A 14,954-nucleotide genomic window follows, 5' to 3' on the forward strand; every position below is an offset into this window, starting at 1 on the left:
CCAGTGCGCGCGGCACTGGCCCCTCTGCCCAGTCAGATCCGGCTCAGCGGTCCATGTGACCACGGCCCGGGCCGCGCTTGCGCGCTGCGAATTCCTCTTCGCTGATGGCGCCGTCCCCATCGGTATCCAGCCCGGTGAACATGCGGCTGCCGCGCTCGGGCGTGCCGAATTCCTCGAGGCTGACCTGCCCGTCGCCATTCGCATCGACCCGCTCCAGCATCGCGTCGAGCCGACGTTCGGCCCGCTCGGCCTTGCGCGTCTCGGCGGCGGCGGCCATTTCTTCGCGGCTCACCTGACCATTGCCGTCGGCATCCAGTGCGGCAAAGCGCTCGGCAGTGGCCGCCTGCAGGTCGGATTGGGTGATCTGGCCGTCTCCGTTGGTATCAAGCTCCGAGAAATCCGGAGCGCCGCGATGGCCTGCACCTTCACCGCGCGGCGCGGCCATGGCGATGGAGCCAGCGGTCAGCGCCACGAGCAACAGGGCGGTGGTGGGGACTTTTGCGGGGATCAAGGTTTTCATTTGGGTCTCCTTCTTTGTCTGCTCGGCCCCGGCATCTCCGGGACGTCTGTATGTAAAACGCGCCCCGGGCGAAGTTCCGTCGCGGGTATTCGCAAAAAATGGAACAGGCCTTTTTTCGCGACATCCCGACGCAAGGCAATCTGTCAAAGGGTGTTTGGGCGACCAGCTTGGTAAGCTGAGGTCCGCGAACAGGGGTTGGGAGCTCCGCTATGACATTCGAAACACCGACGACGGAGCGTTTGCTTCGGCCGTCCCTCATACGTGGCTGGCGTCGTCGCTGTCCCAAATGCGGGTCCGGGCCGATGATGCGCAGCTATCTGCAGGTCCGCGAGAGCTGTGCGGTCTGCGGGCAGCAGCTGTCGGGACACCGAGCCGATGACGGCCCCGCCTATCTGACCATTCTCGTGGTGGGCCATTTGATGGCGCCGCTGCTGCATTGGTACTTCGTTACGTTGCGACCCGACCCTCTCAACATCATCGCCGTCTTCTCAGTGGGCTGCGTGGCGCTCTCGCTCTACTTGTTGCCGCGGCTCAAAGGGGCCATGGTCGGGTATCAGTGGGCCAAGCGGATGTATGGTTTCTCGGGATCGGAAACACCGGTCTCCTGACCTTCCGCCCCGGCCAGCGGCGGAGGAAGAATGGACAAAAGCGCGATCCGGCATGCGGCCACGGTGATCCTGATCCGGGATGCGGGGACGGCCCGTCCCAGCGTGCTCATGGGGCAACGGGGTGCCAAGGCCGCCTTCATGCCGTCGAAATACGTCTTTCCGGGGGGCGCGGTGGATCCGGAGGATCGGTTCGGCACGACCCTCGCCCAAACCAACCCGGCCTGTCAGGGCAAGCTGGCCAAGGACGCCCGCGGCTGCTCGCCCGGCGCGATCTTTGCCGCCGCCATCCGCGAGCTGTGGGAAGAGACCGGGCTGCGCCTGGGGCGTCAGCTGGCTGCACCGGCAGAGCTGGATGCAGAGCTTGGCGACAGCTGGCAGGCCTTTCTGCAGAGCGGCGCGGAGCCGGATGCGCGCGCGCTGCGGTTCATCTTTCGCGCGATCACGCCGCCGGGACGGCCCCGTCGCTTCGATGCGCGGTTCCTTCTCGCCCCGGTCTCGGCCCTGATGGATGACCCGGATGATTTTTCCAAGGCCTCCGATGAGTTGAGCCATCTGCACTGGGTGCCGCTGGCCGAGGCGCGCGCCCTCGATCTGCCCTTCATCACCGAGGTGGTTCTGGGCGAGGTGACCGGGGCCCTGCCCGCGCTTGAAGCGCCGGAAACGGTGCCGTTCTTTCACCATGACGACAGCCTGTCGCGCTTCGAACGGCTTTAGGCATTGATAGGGTCGGAGCGGACGCGTCCCCGGTCGCAAGGGATCCGGGGGCCGCGTCTGGCGTGCCAGACGCGGCGGTCGCGCGCCGCTTTCAAGGGATGCGGGTTTGAGATGCGGTCGGGTTACGCGCCGGTGAACGGCACGCCCGGGAGCCGCGCCCAAAGGCGCAGCCTGATCCGCCTTTAATAGGGCATGGGATGCGCCTTGTGGGCCGCATCGATCTCGGCCACGACCTCATCGGACAGGGTCAGATCGAGCCCGTTGAGGATATGCTCAAGCTGGGTCACCGAGCTGGCCCCGAAGAGGATCGAGCCCATGAAGGGCCGCGTCTTGCACCAGGCCAGGGACATCTGGGTCAGATCCAACCCATGGGCCTGCGCGATCCCCGCATAGGCGTCCACGGCGTCCCAGACCCGGGGCGAGACCCGCCCGCCCAGATTGCCATTGATCGCCATACGCGAACCATCCGGCACCGCGCCGCCCTGATACTTGCCGGTCAAAAGCCCTGCGGCGAGAGGCGAGAAGGCCATCAACCCCACCTCTTCGTTCACGCATAGCTCGGCCAGATCCGTATCAAAAAGCCGCGCCAGCAGCGAGTATTCGTTCTGGATTGACACCACACGCGGTAACCCCTTGTCCTCGGCCATGCGCAGCCATTGGGCCGTGCCCCAGGCGCTTTCATTGCTGAGCCCGAAATGGCCGATCTTGCCTGCCGTCACGAGCTCATCGATGGTCACCAGCACCTCTTCCATATGCGCCATGGTGTCGGCACGGGACTGGCCACTGGGGTCAAAGCTCCAGTTCTGGCGGAAATGGTAGGAGCCGCGATTGGGCCAGTGTAGCTGGTAGAGGTCGATATGATCGGTCTGCAACCGCCGCAGGGAGGCCTCAACCGCCTCGAGGATCGTCGCGCGCGAGATCGGCGCGCCATCCCGGATCGCCCCGAGCCCCTCGCCCGCAACCTTGGTGGCCAGCACATACTCGCCCCGCCGCCCGGGATTTGCGGCGTTCCACTCCCCGATGATCGCCTCGGTATCGCCCGCGGTCTCGGCGCTGATCGGGTTCACCGGATAGGCCTCAGCCGTGTCGATGAAGTTGATCCCGGCCTCCAGCGCCATCGAGATCTGGCGGTGCGCATCCGCGGTATCGGTCTGGGTGCCGAAGGTCATCGTCCCGAGACAGAACTCCGTGACCTGCGGGGCGCCGCGTCCAAGTGCATGTGTTTTCATTGCCGTCTCCTTGTCGGAGCGTCAGCCTAGCGCCCCGGGCGCGACGCGCAAGCGCGCGCTGGCCCGGCGCATCGGTCGCGTTGCGCGCGGGGGCGCGGCCTGCGACAGCTGGGCCATGCCCCTTTGGATCCCCGTCACGCTCTTTGCGGCCTTCGCCCAGAACCTGCGCTTCATGCTGCAGCGTCACCTCAAGGTCACGGGCCTGTCCACGGCCGGCGCGACCTTTGCCCGGTTCTTTTACTCGGCACCGCTCGTCGCGCTGATCGCCATGAGCTACGCGACCTTGCGCGACCTGCCCTTCCCGGAGCTGTCCGCCCGCTTCTGGATCGCCGCGACCCTCGGCGGCTCCTCGCAGATCCTCGCCACCATGTGCGTCGTAGCACTCTTTGCCCATCGCAGCTTCGGCGTGGGCATCACCTTCAAGAAGACCGAGGTGATGCTGACCGCGCTGGTGGGCTTTGTCGTCCTGGGCGAGGCCGTGACCTGGGGCGGGGCGGCGGCCATCGCCGTGGGCTTTGTCGGGGTGGTGATCCTGTCGGACCCGCCCGATGCCAGCGGCGACTGGCGGCGCCTGTTGAACAAGGGTGTGGCGCTGGGGCTGGCCTCGGGGCTGCTCTTCGGGTTCTCGGCAATCGGCTATCGCGCGGCCTCCCTCGCGATCGACAGCACGGATGTCTTCCAGCGCGCCTCGGTCACCCTGATGTGCGTCACCGCCTTTCAAACCGCGCTCATGGCCGCCTATCTCGGCTGGCGCGAACGGGGCGAGATCACCCGCGTGGCCGCCTCATGGCGCGTCTCGTCTCTGGTCGGGCTCACCTCGCTGGCGGGCTCGCTGGCCTGGTTCACCGCCTTCACCCTGCAGAACGCGGCCTATGTCAAAGCGCTGGGACAGATCGAGCTGGTCTTTTCCTTCCTCGCCAGCACCTTCGTCTTCCGCGAGACCACCACCCCGCGCGAAATCCTCGGGGTCTGTTCCATCGTGGCGAGCGTTCTGCTGCTGGTGCTGACACTTTAGCGTTGCAGCCTCCCGCATGCGCCGCCACCCTGCGCAAAACGGGGCAGGATCGGGGCGCATATGACGGGCACGGCAGCGATCATCGGCAGTGGTGTGGTCGGCAGCGGATGGGCCGCGCGCTTCCTGCTGGGCGGGTGGCATGTGCGGGTCTTCGATCCGGATCCCGGGACCGAAGCGCGCCTGTCGGACACCATTGCCCGCGCCCGGATCAGCCTGCCCGGGCTCTATGATACGCCTTTGCCGCCGCCCGGACGGCTGAGCCTGCATGACACGATCGCCGAGACCGTCGCCGGGGCTGACTGGATCCAGGAGAGCCTGCCCGAGAGGCTGGATCTGAAACGCAAGGTCTTCCAGACGATCCAGGCGGCCTGCCCACCGGAGGCGATCCTTGCCTCGTCCAGCGCGGGCCTCACGCTCGACGCGTTGCACGGGTGTGCAACCCGGCCCGCCCAGATCTGCAGCATCCGCCCCTGCGATCCGGTCTACCTGCTGCCGCTGGCCGAGCTGACCTGTCCCGATCCCGCGATGGAAGCCCGGGCCCATGCGGTACTGACCGGGCTGGGCATGTCCCCGCTGGGCGGATCGATAGCGCAGGAGCTGCAGGCGGCCCTGCTGCGCCGCGCGCTGGACCTGGTGCATGCGGGCACGGCCACGCCGGATCAGATCGATGAGGCTTTGCGGCTGGGCCTTGCCCCCCTCTGGTCTCAGAGCGGGCCCTTTGCCACCGCCGGAATGGGCGCGGGCCCTGCCCGGTTTGCCGTCGGGCCCGACCCCGCGTCCCCGCCCTGGACGGACAGCCCAAGCCCGGCCGACATCCCTGCCCTGACCCGCGCGCCCAACGATACGCCCTCGGGGGCGAGCGCGCTGACAGCGCGGGACGCGGCGCTTGTGGGCGTTCTGCGTGCGCTCAAGGCCGAGGCGGTCGGGGCCGGAGCCGGGCTGGCCGCAACGGACCGGGCGCGGGTTCCGGCGCAGGGCGCGGATACAGCCCCCCTGCTGACCGCAGCGCGCACCGTGCCCCGGGATTGGGCCGACTATAACGGGCATATGACCGAGGCCCGCTATCTGCACGCCTTCGGCAATGCCACGGATCGCTTCATGGAGATCCTCGGCGTCGATGCCGCCTATCTGGCGTCAGGCGGGAGTTTCTTCACCGCAGAGACCCATATTCGCCACCTTGCCGAGCTGCGGATCGGGGCGGCGTTCGAGATCCGAACGACCTGCCTCGACGGGGCGGGCAAGCGCATGCATCTGTGGCACGAGATGCGATGCGACGGGGTTCTGGTGGCCACGGGCGAGCATATGCTGATCCATGTGAGCCTCGAGACACGGCGCCCCGCGCCCCCCGCCCCGCCTGTGTCCGAAGCCTTGGCGCGGATTGCCCGTGCCCATGCCCGGCTGGCCACCGGTCCCGGGGTGGGCCGGGCCATCGGCGATCCGCGCTAGGTGCGGATACCGGTAAAAGCCGCTTGAGAACAAATAAGGAACAAATTATCCTCATCCCATGGCGACTCGCAGTTTGACAAAAGCCGGGCTGCAGGCGGGCAGTCTGCATCAGCCCCCCCGCCCGGGGGTCGAGGTCCTGCCCGAGATGACCCTTGCCCTGAACCGGGTGCATGAGTTGACCGGCCCGGCCCGCTGGTGTCTGGCCGCTCTGGTGGCCCGGGCGCGCACGGGGCCGGTGATCTGGATCACGCCAAGCTGGCACGCGGATCAGCTCAACCCCCAGGGGCTCGCGCCGATCTGCGACCCGCGGCGGATCCTCACGGTGACGATCGAGCGGAAGGAAGACCTGCTCTGGTGCATGGAGGAGGCCCTGCGCAGCGGGGCGGCCCCGCTGGTGGTGGCCGACCTGCCCGGACCGCCGGGCCTGACGCCGGTGCGGCGGCTGCATCTGGCAGCCGAGCAGGGCGGCACACGGCAAGAGATCGCGCCGCTCGGCGTGCTGCTGACCCCGGATCAGGGCGGCGCCGCCGGGATCGAGAGCCGCTGGTCGCTGATGCCTGCCCATGCCAGCCGCCACAGTGCCTGGACCCTGACCCGCCTGCGCGCCCGCAACGCCCCGCCGGGGAGCTGGCGACTGACCGCGCCGCCAACCCCCGAAGGGGTCTGGCGCACCAGCCGGGCCTCGGCCAGCGCCTGAGCACACGGGCGATCATAAGCCCGGCATCCATGGCAATGCAGACTATGCGCCGCGCAGAACGCGGCTATCATCGGGCCATGGAAAGACGATTGTTCTTGTGTACGGCCCTTGCATGGCCACTGGCGGCCCGGGCCGCGCCCACCCCCTATCAGCTCGCCCCACAAAGCGAGGTGGAATTCACCTTCTTTCTCGCAGGCGCGCCGAGCCGGGGCCGGATGCCCATTCTCGACGCGGATCTGCAGCTCGATTTCCGCCGGGTCTCGGCCTCGCGCGTGGATGTCACGCTCGACGCGGCCGGGGCGCGCACGAACCTGCCGCTGGCCAATGGGGCGCTGAAAGGGCCGAGCATCCTCGACACCAAACGCTATCCGCGGATCCGCTATACCAGCTCTGCCGTGCGCGCCGAGGAGGGCGGGGCTCGCGTGTCGGGGGAGCTTGAGCTGCGCGACCAGCGCCAGCCCGTGACCCTGAGCGCGCGCTTCTTTCGCCAGCCCGACCGCGACCCCGGGGATCTCAGCCAGCTTGTGATCGAGCTGCGCGGGGCGCTCGACCGCTCGGCCTTTGGTGCGACGGGCTTTTCCGATCTCGTCGCGGACCGGATCGAGCTGCGCTGCCTCGCGACCATCAACCGGGCTGGCTGAGCTGCGGCATCTGCGCCCGTCAAAGCCCATCCTGGTTAACAGATCGGTAAGGTTTTGGTCGCAAAGGTTAATGCAGCCCCGCTGACCGGAGCCGCCATGACCACCCGCGCCCATACCGTCGCCTTCCAAGGCATCGACCCCCGTCCTGTTGAGGTGCAATGCGCCCTGAGCCCCGGTTTGCCGGGGTTTTCCATCGTGGGCCTGCCGGACAAGGCCGTTTCGGAGGCCCGCGAGCGGGTGCGCGCGGCGATGTCCGCCCTGGGCCTCGCGCTGCCCTCCAAGCGAATCACGATCAACCTGTCGCCGGCGGATCTGCCCAAGGAGGGCTCCCATTTCGATCTGCCGATTGCGCTGGCTCTCATGGCTGCGCTCTCGATCATCCCGCCCGAAGCAGCGGAGAACACGCTCGCCCTCGGAGAGCTGTCGCTGGACGGCACGCTGGTCCCTGTCCTCGGGGCGTTGCCCGCAGCTCTGGCCGCAGCCGAGAGCGGTCGGACGCTCCTGTGCCCCGAAGCCTGTGGCGCCGAAGCCGCCTGGGTGGGCGGCACATCGGTGCTCGCGGCCGGATCGCTTCTGGGCGTGATGCGCCACTTTACCGGCGCGGCGCGGCTGAGCCCGGCCCAGCCCGGCGAGGTCGTCGAGACTCCCAATGTGCCGGACCTGTCCGATGTGAAAGGGCAGGAACGCGCGAAACGCGCCCTCGAGGTGGCTGCCGCGGGACGGCATCACCTGCTGTTGGTGGGCTCGCCCGGTTCGGGAAAATCCATGCTGGCCAAACGCCTGCCCGGGATCCTGCCGCCACTCGACGCCGCCGAAGCGCTCGAAACCTCGATGGTCCACTCCCTCGCCGGTCTGCTGGATGCGGGCGGGATCTCGCGCTTGCGTCCCTTTCGCGATCCGCATCACACGGCCTCGAGGGCCGCGATGGTGGGCGGCGGGCGCTGGGCCCAGCCCGGAGAGATGTCGCTCGCCCATAACGGGGTGCTTTTTCTCGATGAGTTGCCCGAATACGCCCGAGATGTGCTGGAGAGCCTGCGCCAGCCCATCGAGACCGGCTCGGTCGTGGTGGCCCGGGCAAACGCCCATCTGCGCTATCCCTGCCGGTTCCTGCTGGTGGCGGCTGCCAACCCCTGCAAATGCGGGCATATGTTCGACCCGGCCCAGGCATGCGGGCGCGCGCCGCTCTGCGGGGATGACTATATGGGACGGCTCTCCGGGCCGCTTCTGGACCGGTTCGATATCCGTCTCGATGTGCCTCCGGTCAGCTTCTCGGATCTCGATACTCCGTCCCAGAGCGAGCGCTCCGAGACGGTGGCGGCCCGCGTGGCCGCGGCGCGCGCACGGCAGACCGATCGGTTCGCGGGGCTCGACGGGGTGCGCGTGAACGCCGATGCGGAGGGCGCCCTTCTGGAGGAGATCGCGACGCCCGATGCAGCAGGGCGCGCCCTGTTGAGGGACGCGGCCGAACGCTTCGGGTTGACCGCGCGGGGCTATCACCGGGTGCTCAAGGTCGCGCGCACCATTGCCGATCTCGATGGCGCGGATCAGATCGCCCGACCGCATCTGGCCGAAGCGCTCAGCTACCGGGTGGTGATCCGCGAGACGGTCGCCTGACCCTCAGGCCTTGCGCGCCTCGATCGCGTCCCAGATCAGCGCCGCGCCATTGGTCCCGTCGAAACGCTCCAGCTCCTGAAGGCCCGTGGGCGAGGTGACGTTGATCTCGGTAAGATAGGGACCGATCACGTCGATACCGACAAAAATCTGGCCCTTCTCACGCAGGAAGGGTCCGATGGCGGCACAGATCTCGCGATCCCGCTCAGACAGGCCCACCGGCTCGGGCCGCCCGCCGACATGCATGTTCGACCGGGTTTCGCCCGCGGCAGGCACGCGGTTGATCGCGCCGATCGGCGCGCCGTCCACGAGAATGATGCGCTTGTCGCCCTGGGCCACATCCGGCAGGAACTGCTGCATGATCAGCGGCTCGCGGTTGATCCCGGCAAAGAGCTCATGAAGAGAGTTCAGGTTGCGATCCTCGGCGGTCAGACGGAACACCCCCGCCCCGCCATTGCCATAGAGCGGCTTGAGAATGACATCGCCAAACTCCGCCTTGAAGGCTTTCAGATCGTCGAGATTGCGCGCGATCATGGTGGGCGGCGTCAGATCGGGAAATTGCAGGACCAGCAGCTTCTCGGGGGCGTTGCGCACCCAGAAGGGGTCATTCACCACCAGCGTGTCCTCACCGGCCATGTCGAGCAGGTGGGTTGTGGTGATATACCCCATGTCAAAGGGCGGATCCTGCCGCAGCCAGACCACATCCATATCGGACAGATCAACCGTCTCGCGCGGGCCAAGCACTGCGGGATCCCCAACGACACGCTGGATCTCGGCCCAGTGGCCCGTGGCGCGCAGCCTGCCGCGGTCAAATGTCAGATCCGCCGGACCATAGACGAAAATCCGGTGCCCGCGCGCCTGCGCCTCTTCGGCCAGCCGAAAGGAGCTGTCGGCATCGATATCGACCTCTGTGATCGGGTCCATCTGAAAGGCAATCTTCATGGCGCGGGGCTCCTTCTGGCAGCATGCGCCTGTCTTGCCGCAGCAGGCAGGCCAGCGCAATGGCTGGCAGCCTGCCGGAATTCACATGGTGATGTTCGGAATCACACGGAACCGGCCCATCCCGTCAAGGGCCGCGAGATCCACCCGCATATCCATCAAGGCCAGGTCCGGATGCGCCCCGACAAAGGCCTCGGCAGCGGTCTGAATGCGCACAACCTGTGTCCAATGGAGGCTTTCGATGGCTCTTTCGAAGCTACTGCTCGATTTCACTTCGACAAAGACGAGCAAATCTTCGCGACGAAAGACCAGATCGATCTCGCCACCGCCCCCACGCCATCGCCGGGCCAGCAGAACACAGCCCCGGTCGAGATATGCCCGTTCAATCCGCGCCTCGGCGGAGAGGCCCGAAAGATGGGCACGCTGTCCACGGTCGCGCAATGCGGCCTGTGCCGGGCGCGGGGTCACTTGGGGCAATGCCATATCCATACCCCAGCCTTCCACAACGGGTTTAAGACTTGCCTAAGATCGCCAGGGCTTCCTTGTAGACCTGTCGGCGCGGCGCACCGGTGGCGGCGCTCACCTGGGCCACGGCGTCCTTTGCGCTCTGGCTTGCGAGCGCTTCGGTGAGCATCTCCGTTATGTCCTCGGGTGAGATCTCTGCCGCCGCGGCGGGCCCCACCAGCACCACGATCTCGCCCTTTGGCGGGGACTCGGCCACAAGCTGAACCAAGTCGCCGAGGGGCGCGCTGCGGATCTCTTCGAAGCGTTTGGTCAACTCGCGGGCGATGACGCCCGCGCGCGCGGGCCCTAGGATCTCGGCCATGTCGGAGAGGCTTTTCTCCAACCGTTTCGGGCTCTCGTAGAAGATCAGCGTCCCGGGCACCGCCGTCAGCGATTGCAGAACCTTGCGCCGCCCGCCCTTGGCCGAGGGCAGAAACCCTTCGAAAAAAAATCGATCCGTGGGCAGTCCCGCGAGGGACAGAGCCGTCACCGCCGCCGAAGGGCCCGGCGCCGCCGTGACCCCGTAACCTGCTGCCCGCGCCACCTGCACCAGATCGTAACCCGGATCCGCGATCAGCGGCGTCCCCGCCTCGGAGGCATAGACCACCAGCGCCCCGGCCCCGAGATGATCCAGCACCTTGTCCCGCATCCTTGGGCCCGAATGGTCGTGATAGGCCAGAAGCGGACGCCCGCCCACGGCCACCCCGTGAATGTCCATCAGTCGCCGCAGGCTGCGCGTGTCCTCGGCCACCAGCACCGTCGCCTCGCGCAATAGATCAAGCGCGCGCAGGGTGATGTCACGAGCATTGCCGATCGGCGTTGTAACCAGAACAAGGTGGCCCGCGCGCGGGTCTGACATCGTTGCAATCCTCTTTTAGGCAAGCCGGGCAACGCCCGTTTACATAGCGCTATGCGCCCTTTAGGTTCGGCCAGTGACGACCACCCCTGTTCCTGACCCCGATGCGCGGAGACCCGCATGTTCCCTGTTTTCCTCAAAACGCGCAAGGCTCTGCGCGCCGCCGCCCTGACGCTGACGTGCTCGGTCGCGCTGGCGGCCTGCACGGTGCCCTCCGATATTGCCGGCGGTGGCCCTTCGATAAACGCCTCCAGACCGGTGCCCGTGGCACTGCTGTTGCCCTATGGCACCGAAATTGCGAACCAGACCGGCCTCGCCCGCTCGCTCGAGAATGCCGCGCGCCTTGCGATCGCCGATCTGAACGGGGTGACGATCGACCTCAAGGTCTATGCCACCGCGGGCAATGCCGAACAGGCCGCCGTGGTCGCACAGGAGGCCGTGGGCGACGGCGCCAAGATCATCCTCGGGCCGGTCTTTTCCGCCGCGGCCAATGCGGCCGGGGTGGCCGCGGCGCGCGCCAATATCAATGTGCTGAGCTTCTCGAACAACACGGATATCGCAGGGGGCAATGTCTTCGTGCTCGGCAACACGTTCGAGAACACGGCCCGGCGGGTCGTCTCCTATGCGGCGCAGCAGGGATCCGGGAATGTCTTTGTCGCCTATCCGCAAACCTCCGTCGGGACGGTCGGGCGCGATGCGATCCTGCAGGCCGTGGCCGAGACCGGCGCCACGGCGGCGGGCAGCATCGGCTATGAAGCCTCGCAAACCGGCGTGGTGAACGCGGTGCCGCAGATTGCCAGCGCCCTGCGCTCCAGCGGGGCGACCGCGCTGGTGATGGCCGATGACACCTCGGGCAGCATCCCGCTCCTGTCGCAGCTTCTGCCCGAAAACGGCATCGACCCTGCCAGCACCCAGTTTGTCGGCCTGACCCGCTGGGATATCCCGGCCTCGAGCCTCGCACTGCCCGGCCTTCAGGGCGGGATCTTTGCCCTGCCCGACCCGGCGCTCAGCGCGCAATTCGCGGACCGCTACCAAACGACCTATGGCGCCCCGCCCCACCCGATTGCCGGGCTGGCCTATGACGGGATCGCGGCCATCGGCGCGCTGGTGAGCACGCAACAAAGCCGAGCCCTGACCGGTGCGGCCCTGACCCAGGGGTCGGGGTTTGCAGGCGTGACCGGGGCCTTCCGCCTGCGCGCGGATGGCACGAATGAACGCGCCCTCGCCGTGGCGCGGATCACCAACCAGGCGGTGACCATCGTCTCACCCGCCCAGCGCAGCTTCGGGGTCGGAGGCTCCTAGGCCGGTGCGCACCGAAACCCCGGATGTGGGCGCGCGCACCGCGCCGACCACGCCCCCGCCCGCCCAGAGCCTGGGATCCGCGCTTGCCGAGCTGCCGCTCGTGGCGCCGCCCGCCTCGATCTTTGACATGGCCGGCATGCAGGCCAAGCTTGACGCGGCCTGCGCCGAGACAGCCTCGGATGCCAGCGCCACGCGGGCCGCGGTCGTGCGCCTGCTCAAGGAGGCCCGGGCCGACGGGCTGCGCGCCATCCGCGAAGGCTTCGACGCGGCCCCCTTCGCGGCGCGCGAAACCGTACGCGCCTATGCCTACCTGACCGACGGGCTGGTCACCTCGGCGATCTACGTCGCCCGCCAGCACCTCCATCCGCTGCACACCCCGACCGGGGGCGAGCGGCTCTCGGTGATTGCGGTGGGCGGCTACGGGCGCGGGGAAATGGCCCTGCATTCCGACGTGGATCTGCTGTTTCTGACGCCCTACAAGATCACCCCCTGGGCCGAGAGCGTGATCGAGACGACGCTCTACATCCTGTGGGATCTCAAGCTGAAGGTCGGCCATGCCTCGCGCACGATCAAGGATTGCCTGCGACTGGGGCGCGAGGATTACACGATCCGCACTGCCCTGCTGGAAAACCGGTTCCTCACCGGCGACGCGGCCTTGGCCGACGAGCTGCGCACACGGCTGAAGTCCGAGCTCTTCCAGGGCACCTCGCAGGATTACATCGAGGCCAAGCTCGAGGAGCGGGAACAGCGCCATATCCGCCAGGGTGGTCAGAGGTTCATGCTGGAACCCAATGTCAAAGAGGGCAAGGGCGGGCTCCGCGACCTGCAATCGCTCTACTGGATCGCGAAATATGTCCACGGGGTCGAGACCGTGGACGCGCTCGAGGAACTGGGCGTCTTTGCCCATGACGAGCATATCCTCTTCGACACGGCCGAGACCTTTCTCTGGGCGGTGCGCTGCCATCTGCATATTGTGTCCGGCCGGGCCACGGACCAGCTGACCTTTGATTTGCAGGTCGAGGTTTCGGACCGCATGGGCTTCAAGGACCGGGACGGACGGCGCGGGGTCGAGCATTTCATGCAGCTCTATTTCCGTCACGCCACCAGTGTCGGCGACCTGACACGGATCTTCCTGACCGCGCTGGAGGCCAGCCATGCCAAGCGCGAGCCGCGCCTGATCGGCCTCTTGAAACGGTCGCGTAAGAAGAAGGTGAAAGACAGCTACGAGATCCGGCAGAACCGGATCGCCATCGCCGACCCAGACAGCTTCTTCGCCGACCCGGTGAACATCCTGCGCATCTTCGAGGAAGCCCTGCGCACGGGCTACCTGCTGCACCCGGACGCGATGCGGCTTATCAAGGCCAACCTGTCCCTCTTGGACAAGACCGTGCGGTCGAACAAGGAAGCCAACCGGATCTTCTTTGACACGCTGCTCAAGCACGGCAATCCGGAGCGCGCCCTGCGCCGGATGAACGAGCTCGGTGTGCTGGGCACGCTTATCCCCGAGTTCCAGAAGATCGTCGCGATGATGCAGTTCAACGTCTATCACCAGTACACGGTGGACGAGCATATCATCCAATGCATCTCGAACCTCGCCCAGATCGAGCGTGGCGAGCTGGTCGAGAGTCTGCCCGTGGCGAGCCGGATCCTGAAGGGCGGCGTGGACCGCAAGGTGCTCTATACCGCGATGCTTCTGCACGATATCGGCAAGGGCCGGCCCGAGGATCACTCGGTCGTGGGCGCGCAGATCGCCCGCAAGGTCGCGCCGCATATGGGGTTCAACGCGAAGGATTGCGAGACGGTCGAATGGCTGGTGCGCTATCACCTGTTGATGTCGGACATGGCGCAGAAGCGCGACATCTCGGACCCGCGCACCATCCGCGATTTCGCCAAGGCCGTGCGCAGCCGCGAGCGGCTCGACCTGCTGACGGTCCTGACGGTCTGTGACATCCGCGGGGTCGGACCGGAGACCTGGAACAACTGGAAGGCCCAGCTGATCCGCGCCCTCTATCGCCAAACGGCGGAGGCGCTGGAAAACGGGCTCGAGGATCTGAACCGCGAGACGCTGGAAGCCGAGGCCAAGCGGGCCCTGCGCGCCGCGCTCAGCGATTGGCCCCGCAAGGACCTGCGGGCCGAGACCGCGCGCCATTACGGCCCCTATTGGCAGGGGCTGCCCGCCGATGCCCATGTGGCCGTGGCCAACCTGCTGCGCGGGATCGAGGATGACGAGGTGCGGCTCGACCTGACCCTCGACGTGGATCGCGACGTCACGCGGATCGCCTTTGCCATGTCCGACCATCCGGGCATCTTCGCCCGGCTCGCGGGGGCACTGGCCCTGGTCGGCGCGAATGTGGTCGATGCCCGGACCTATACCACCAAGGACGGCTATGTGACCGCCTGCTTCTGGGTGCAGGATGCCGAGGAGAAACCTTACGAGGAATCCCGCCTGCCCCGCCTGCGCAAGATGATCGACAAGACGCTCAGCGGCGAGGTCGTCACCCGCGAGGCCCTGGTCAGCCGGGACAAGGTCAAGAAACGCGAGAGCCAGTTCCGCTTCCCGACCTCGATCAGCTTCGACAATGAGGGCTCGGAAATCTACACCCTCATCGAGGTGGATACCCGCGACCGTCCCGGCCTGCTCTTTGATCTGGCCCGCACCCTGGCGGAGGCGAATATCTATGTCGCCTCGGCCCAGATCGCGACCTATGGCGCGCAGGTGGTGGACACCTTCTACGTCAAGGACATGTTCGGGCTGAAGCTGCATGGCGCCTCGAAACTCGCCACGATCGAGAAGCGCCTGCGCGCCGCGATCGAGAACGGGGCCGAGCGCGCACAGTCATGACCCGTGAGCCTGCCTCGCGCCGCCCGAGGG

14 protein-coding genes are annotated in these 14,954 nt (G+C 67.2%); 9 read left to right on the forward strand and 5 right to left on the reverse strand.

What is annotated here, in order from left to right:
- Positions 1-43 precede the first annotated feature (43 nt).
- A complete protein-coding gene (locus ACP15I_RS13565) occupies positions 44-520 on the reverse strand; it encodes an EF-hand domain-containing protein (RefSeq protein WP_424975510.1) in 477 nt (158 codons plus the stop codon).
- A gap of 209 nt (positions 521-729) precedes the next feature.
- Between ACP15I_RS13565 and ACP15I_RS13570 the strand changes: the two genes are divergently transcribed.
- Entirely contained in the window at positions 730-1,128 is a 399-nt protein-coding gene (locus ACP15I_RS13570) for a DUF983 domain-containing protein (protein WP_424965065.1), read from the forward strand.
- A 30-nt stretch (positions 1,129-1,158) separates the two neighbouring features.
- Positions 1,159-1,842 carry an NUDIX hydrolase gene (locus ACP15I_RS13575; protein WP_424975511.1) on the forward strand — a complete coding sequence of 228 codons (684 nt, stop codon included), beginning with the start codon at positions 1,159-1,161 and terminating at the stop codon, positions 1,840-1,842.
- A 182-nt stretch (positions 1,843-2,024) separates the two neighbouring features.
- Here ACP15I_RS13575 and ACP15I_RS13580 read toward each other — a convergent pair whose 3' ends face one another.
- Positions 2,025-3,071 carry an aldo/keto reductase gene (locus tag ACP15I_RS13580; protein ID WP_424975512.1) on the reverse strand — a complete coding sequence of 349 codons (1,047 nt, stop codon included), beginning with the start codon at positions 3,069-3,071 and terminating at the stop codon, positions 2,025-2,027.
- A 115-nt stretch (positions 3,072-3,186) separates the two neighbouring features.
- On the opposite strand from ACP15I_RS13580, the gene ACP15I_RS13585 reads away from it, so the two are divergent.
- From ACP15I_RS13585 to ACP15I_RS13605, 5 genes are all read left to right on the forward strand, one after another.
- The gene (locus ACP15I_RS13585; RefSeq protein WP_424975513.1) at positions 3,187-4,086 is read left to right on the forward strand and encodes a DMT family transporter; all 900 of its coding nucleotides are present in this window, start codon (positions 3,187-3,189) and stop codon (positions 4,084-4,086) included.
- A 60-nt stretch (positions 4,087-4,146) separates the two neighbouring features.
- Positions 4,147-5,532 carry a thioesterase family protein gene (locus tag ACP15I_RS13590; protein ID WP_424975514.1) on the forward strand — a complete coding sequence of 462 codons (1,386 nt, stop codon included), beginning with the start codon at positions 4,147-4,149 and terminating at the stop codon, positions 5,530-5,532.
- A 58-nt stretch (positions 5,533-5,590) separates the two neighbouring features.
- Positions 5,591-6,229 carry an ImuA family protein gene (locus tag ACP15I_RS13595; protein WP_424975515.1) on the forward strand — a complete coding sequence of 213 codons (639 nt, stop codon included), beginning with the start codon at positions 5,591-5,593 and terminating at the stop codon, positions 6,227-6,229.
- 77 nt (positions 6,230-6,306) lie between these two features.
- Positions 6,307-6,870: a YceI family protein gene (locus ACP15I_RS13600; protein WP_424975516.1), complete on the forward strand. Its 564-nt coding sequence runs from the start codon at positions 6,307-6,309 to the stop codon at positions 6,868-6,870.
- Between the two features lie 96 nt (positions 6,871-6,966).
- Positions 6,967-8,484: a YifB family Mg chelatase-like AAA ATPase gene (locus tag ACP15I_RS13605; protein ID WP_424975517.1), complete on the forward strand. Its 1,518-nt coding sequence runs from the start codon at positions 6,967-6,969 to the stop codon at positions 8,482-8,484.
- A gap of 3 nt (positions 8,485-8,487) precedes the next feature.
- On the opposite strand, the gene gshB is transcribed toward ACP15I_RS13605, so the two are convergent.
- From gshB to rsmI, 3 genes are all read right to left on the reverse strand, one after another.
- Entirely contained in the window at positions 8,488-9,423 is a 936-nt protein-coding gene (gshB, locus tag ACP15I_RS13610) for a glutathione synthase (protein ID WP_424975518.1), read from the reverse strand.
- Positions 9,424-9,504: 81 nt separating this feature from the next.
- On the reverse strand, positions 9,505-9,903 hold the full coding sequence (locus ACP15I_RS13615; protein ID WP_424975519.1) for a YraN family protein: 399 nt from the start codon (positions 9,901-9,903) through the stop codon (positions 9,505-9,507).
- Positions 9,904-9,931: 28 nt separating this feature from the next.
- The gene (rsmI, locus tag ACP15I_RS13620; protein WP_424975520.1) at positions 9,932-10,783 is read right to left on the reverse strand and encodes a 16S rRNA (cytidine(1402)-2'-O)-methyltransferase; all 852 of its coding nucleotides are present in this window, start codon (positions 10,781-10,783) and stop codon (positions 9,932-9,934) included.
- A 117-nt stretch (positions 10,784-10,900) separates the two neighbouring features.
- On the opposite strand from rsmI, the gene ACP15I_RS13625 reads away from it, so the two are divergent.
- A complete protein-coding gene (locus ACP15I_RS13625) occupies positions 10,901-12,082 on the forward strand; it encodes a penicillin-binding protein activator (protein WP_424975521.1) in 1,182 nt (393 codons plus the stop codon).
- Positions 12,083-12,086: 4 nt separating this feature from the next.
- Positions 12,087-14,924: a [protein-PII] uridylyltransferase gene (locus ACP15I_RS13630; protein WP_424975522.1), complete on the forward strand. Its 2,838-nt coding sequence runs from the start codon at positions 12,087-12,089 to the stop codon at positions 14,922-14,924.
- Positions 14,925-14,954: the final 30 nt, after the last annotated feature.

The sequence above is a fragment of the Dinoroseobacter sp. S124A genome (assembly GCF_049801015.1).
GTDB lineage: Bacteria > Pseudomonadota > Alphaproteobacteria > Rhodobacterales > Rhodobacteraceae > Dinoroseobacter.

Excerpts from the sequence above, each read along its gene's own strand:
- ACP15I_RS13565 (WP_424975510.1), bottom strand. The coding sequence starts at position 520 with ATGAAAACCTTGATCCCCGCAAAAGTCCCCACCACCGCCCTGTTGCTC.
- ACP15I_RS13570 (WP_424965065.1), top strand. The coding sequence starts at position 730 with ATGACATTCGAAACACCGACGACGGAGCGTTTGCTTCGGCCGTCCCTC.
- ACP15I_RS13575 (WP_424975511.1), top strand. The coding sequence starts at position 1,159 with ATGGACAAAAGCGCGATCCGGCATGCGGCCACGGTGATCCTGATCCGG.
- ACP15I_RS13580 (WP_424975512.1), bottom strand. The coding sequence starts at position 3,071 with ATGAAAACACATGCACTTGGACGCGGCGCCCCGCAGGTCACGGAGTTC.
- ACP15I_RS13585 (WP_424975513.1), top strand. The coding sequence starts at position 3,187 with ATGCCCCTTTGGATCCCCGTCACGCTCTTTGCGGCCTTCGCCCAGAAC.
- ACP15I_RS13590 (WP_424975514.1), top strand. The coding sequence starts at position 4,147 with ATGACGGGCACGGCAGCGATCATCGGCAGTGGTGTGGTCGGCAGCGGA.
- ACP15I_RS13595 (WP_424975515.1), top strand. The coding sequence starts at position 5,591 with ATGGCGACTCGCAGTTTGACAAAAGCCGGGCTGCAGGCGGGCAGTCTG.
- ACP15I_RS13600 (WP_424975516.1), top strand. The coding sequence starts at position 6,307 with ATGGAAAGACGATTGTTCTTGTGTACGGCCCTTGCATGGCCACTGGCG.
- ACP15I_RS13605 (WP_424975517.1), top strand. The coding sequence starts at position 6,967 with ATGACCACCCGCGCCCATACCGTCGCCTTCCAAGGCATCGACCCCCGT.
- gshB (WP_424975518.1), bottom strand. The coding sequence starts at position 9,423 with ATGAAGATTGCCTTTCAGATGGACCCGATCACAGAGGTCGATATCGAT.
- ACP15I_RS13615 (WP_424975519.1), bottom strand. The coding sequence starts at position 9,903 with ATGGCATTGCCCCAAGTGACCCCGCGCCCGGCACAGGCCGCATTGCGC.
- rsmI (WP_424975520.1), bottom strand. The coding sequence starts at position 10,783 with ATGTCAGACCCGCGCGCGGGCCACCTTGTTCTGGTTACAACGCCGATC.
- ACP15I_RS13625 (WP_424975521.1), top strand. The coding sequence starts at position 10,901 with ATGTTCCCTGTTTTCCTCAAAACGCGCAAGGCTCTGCGCGCCGCCGCC.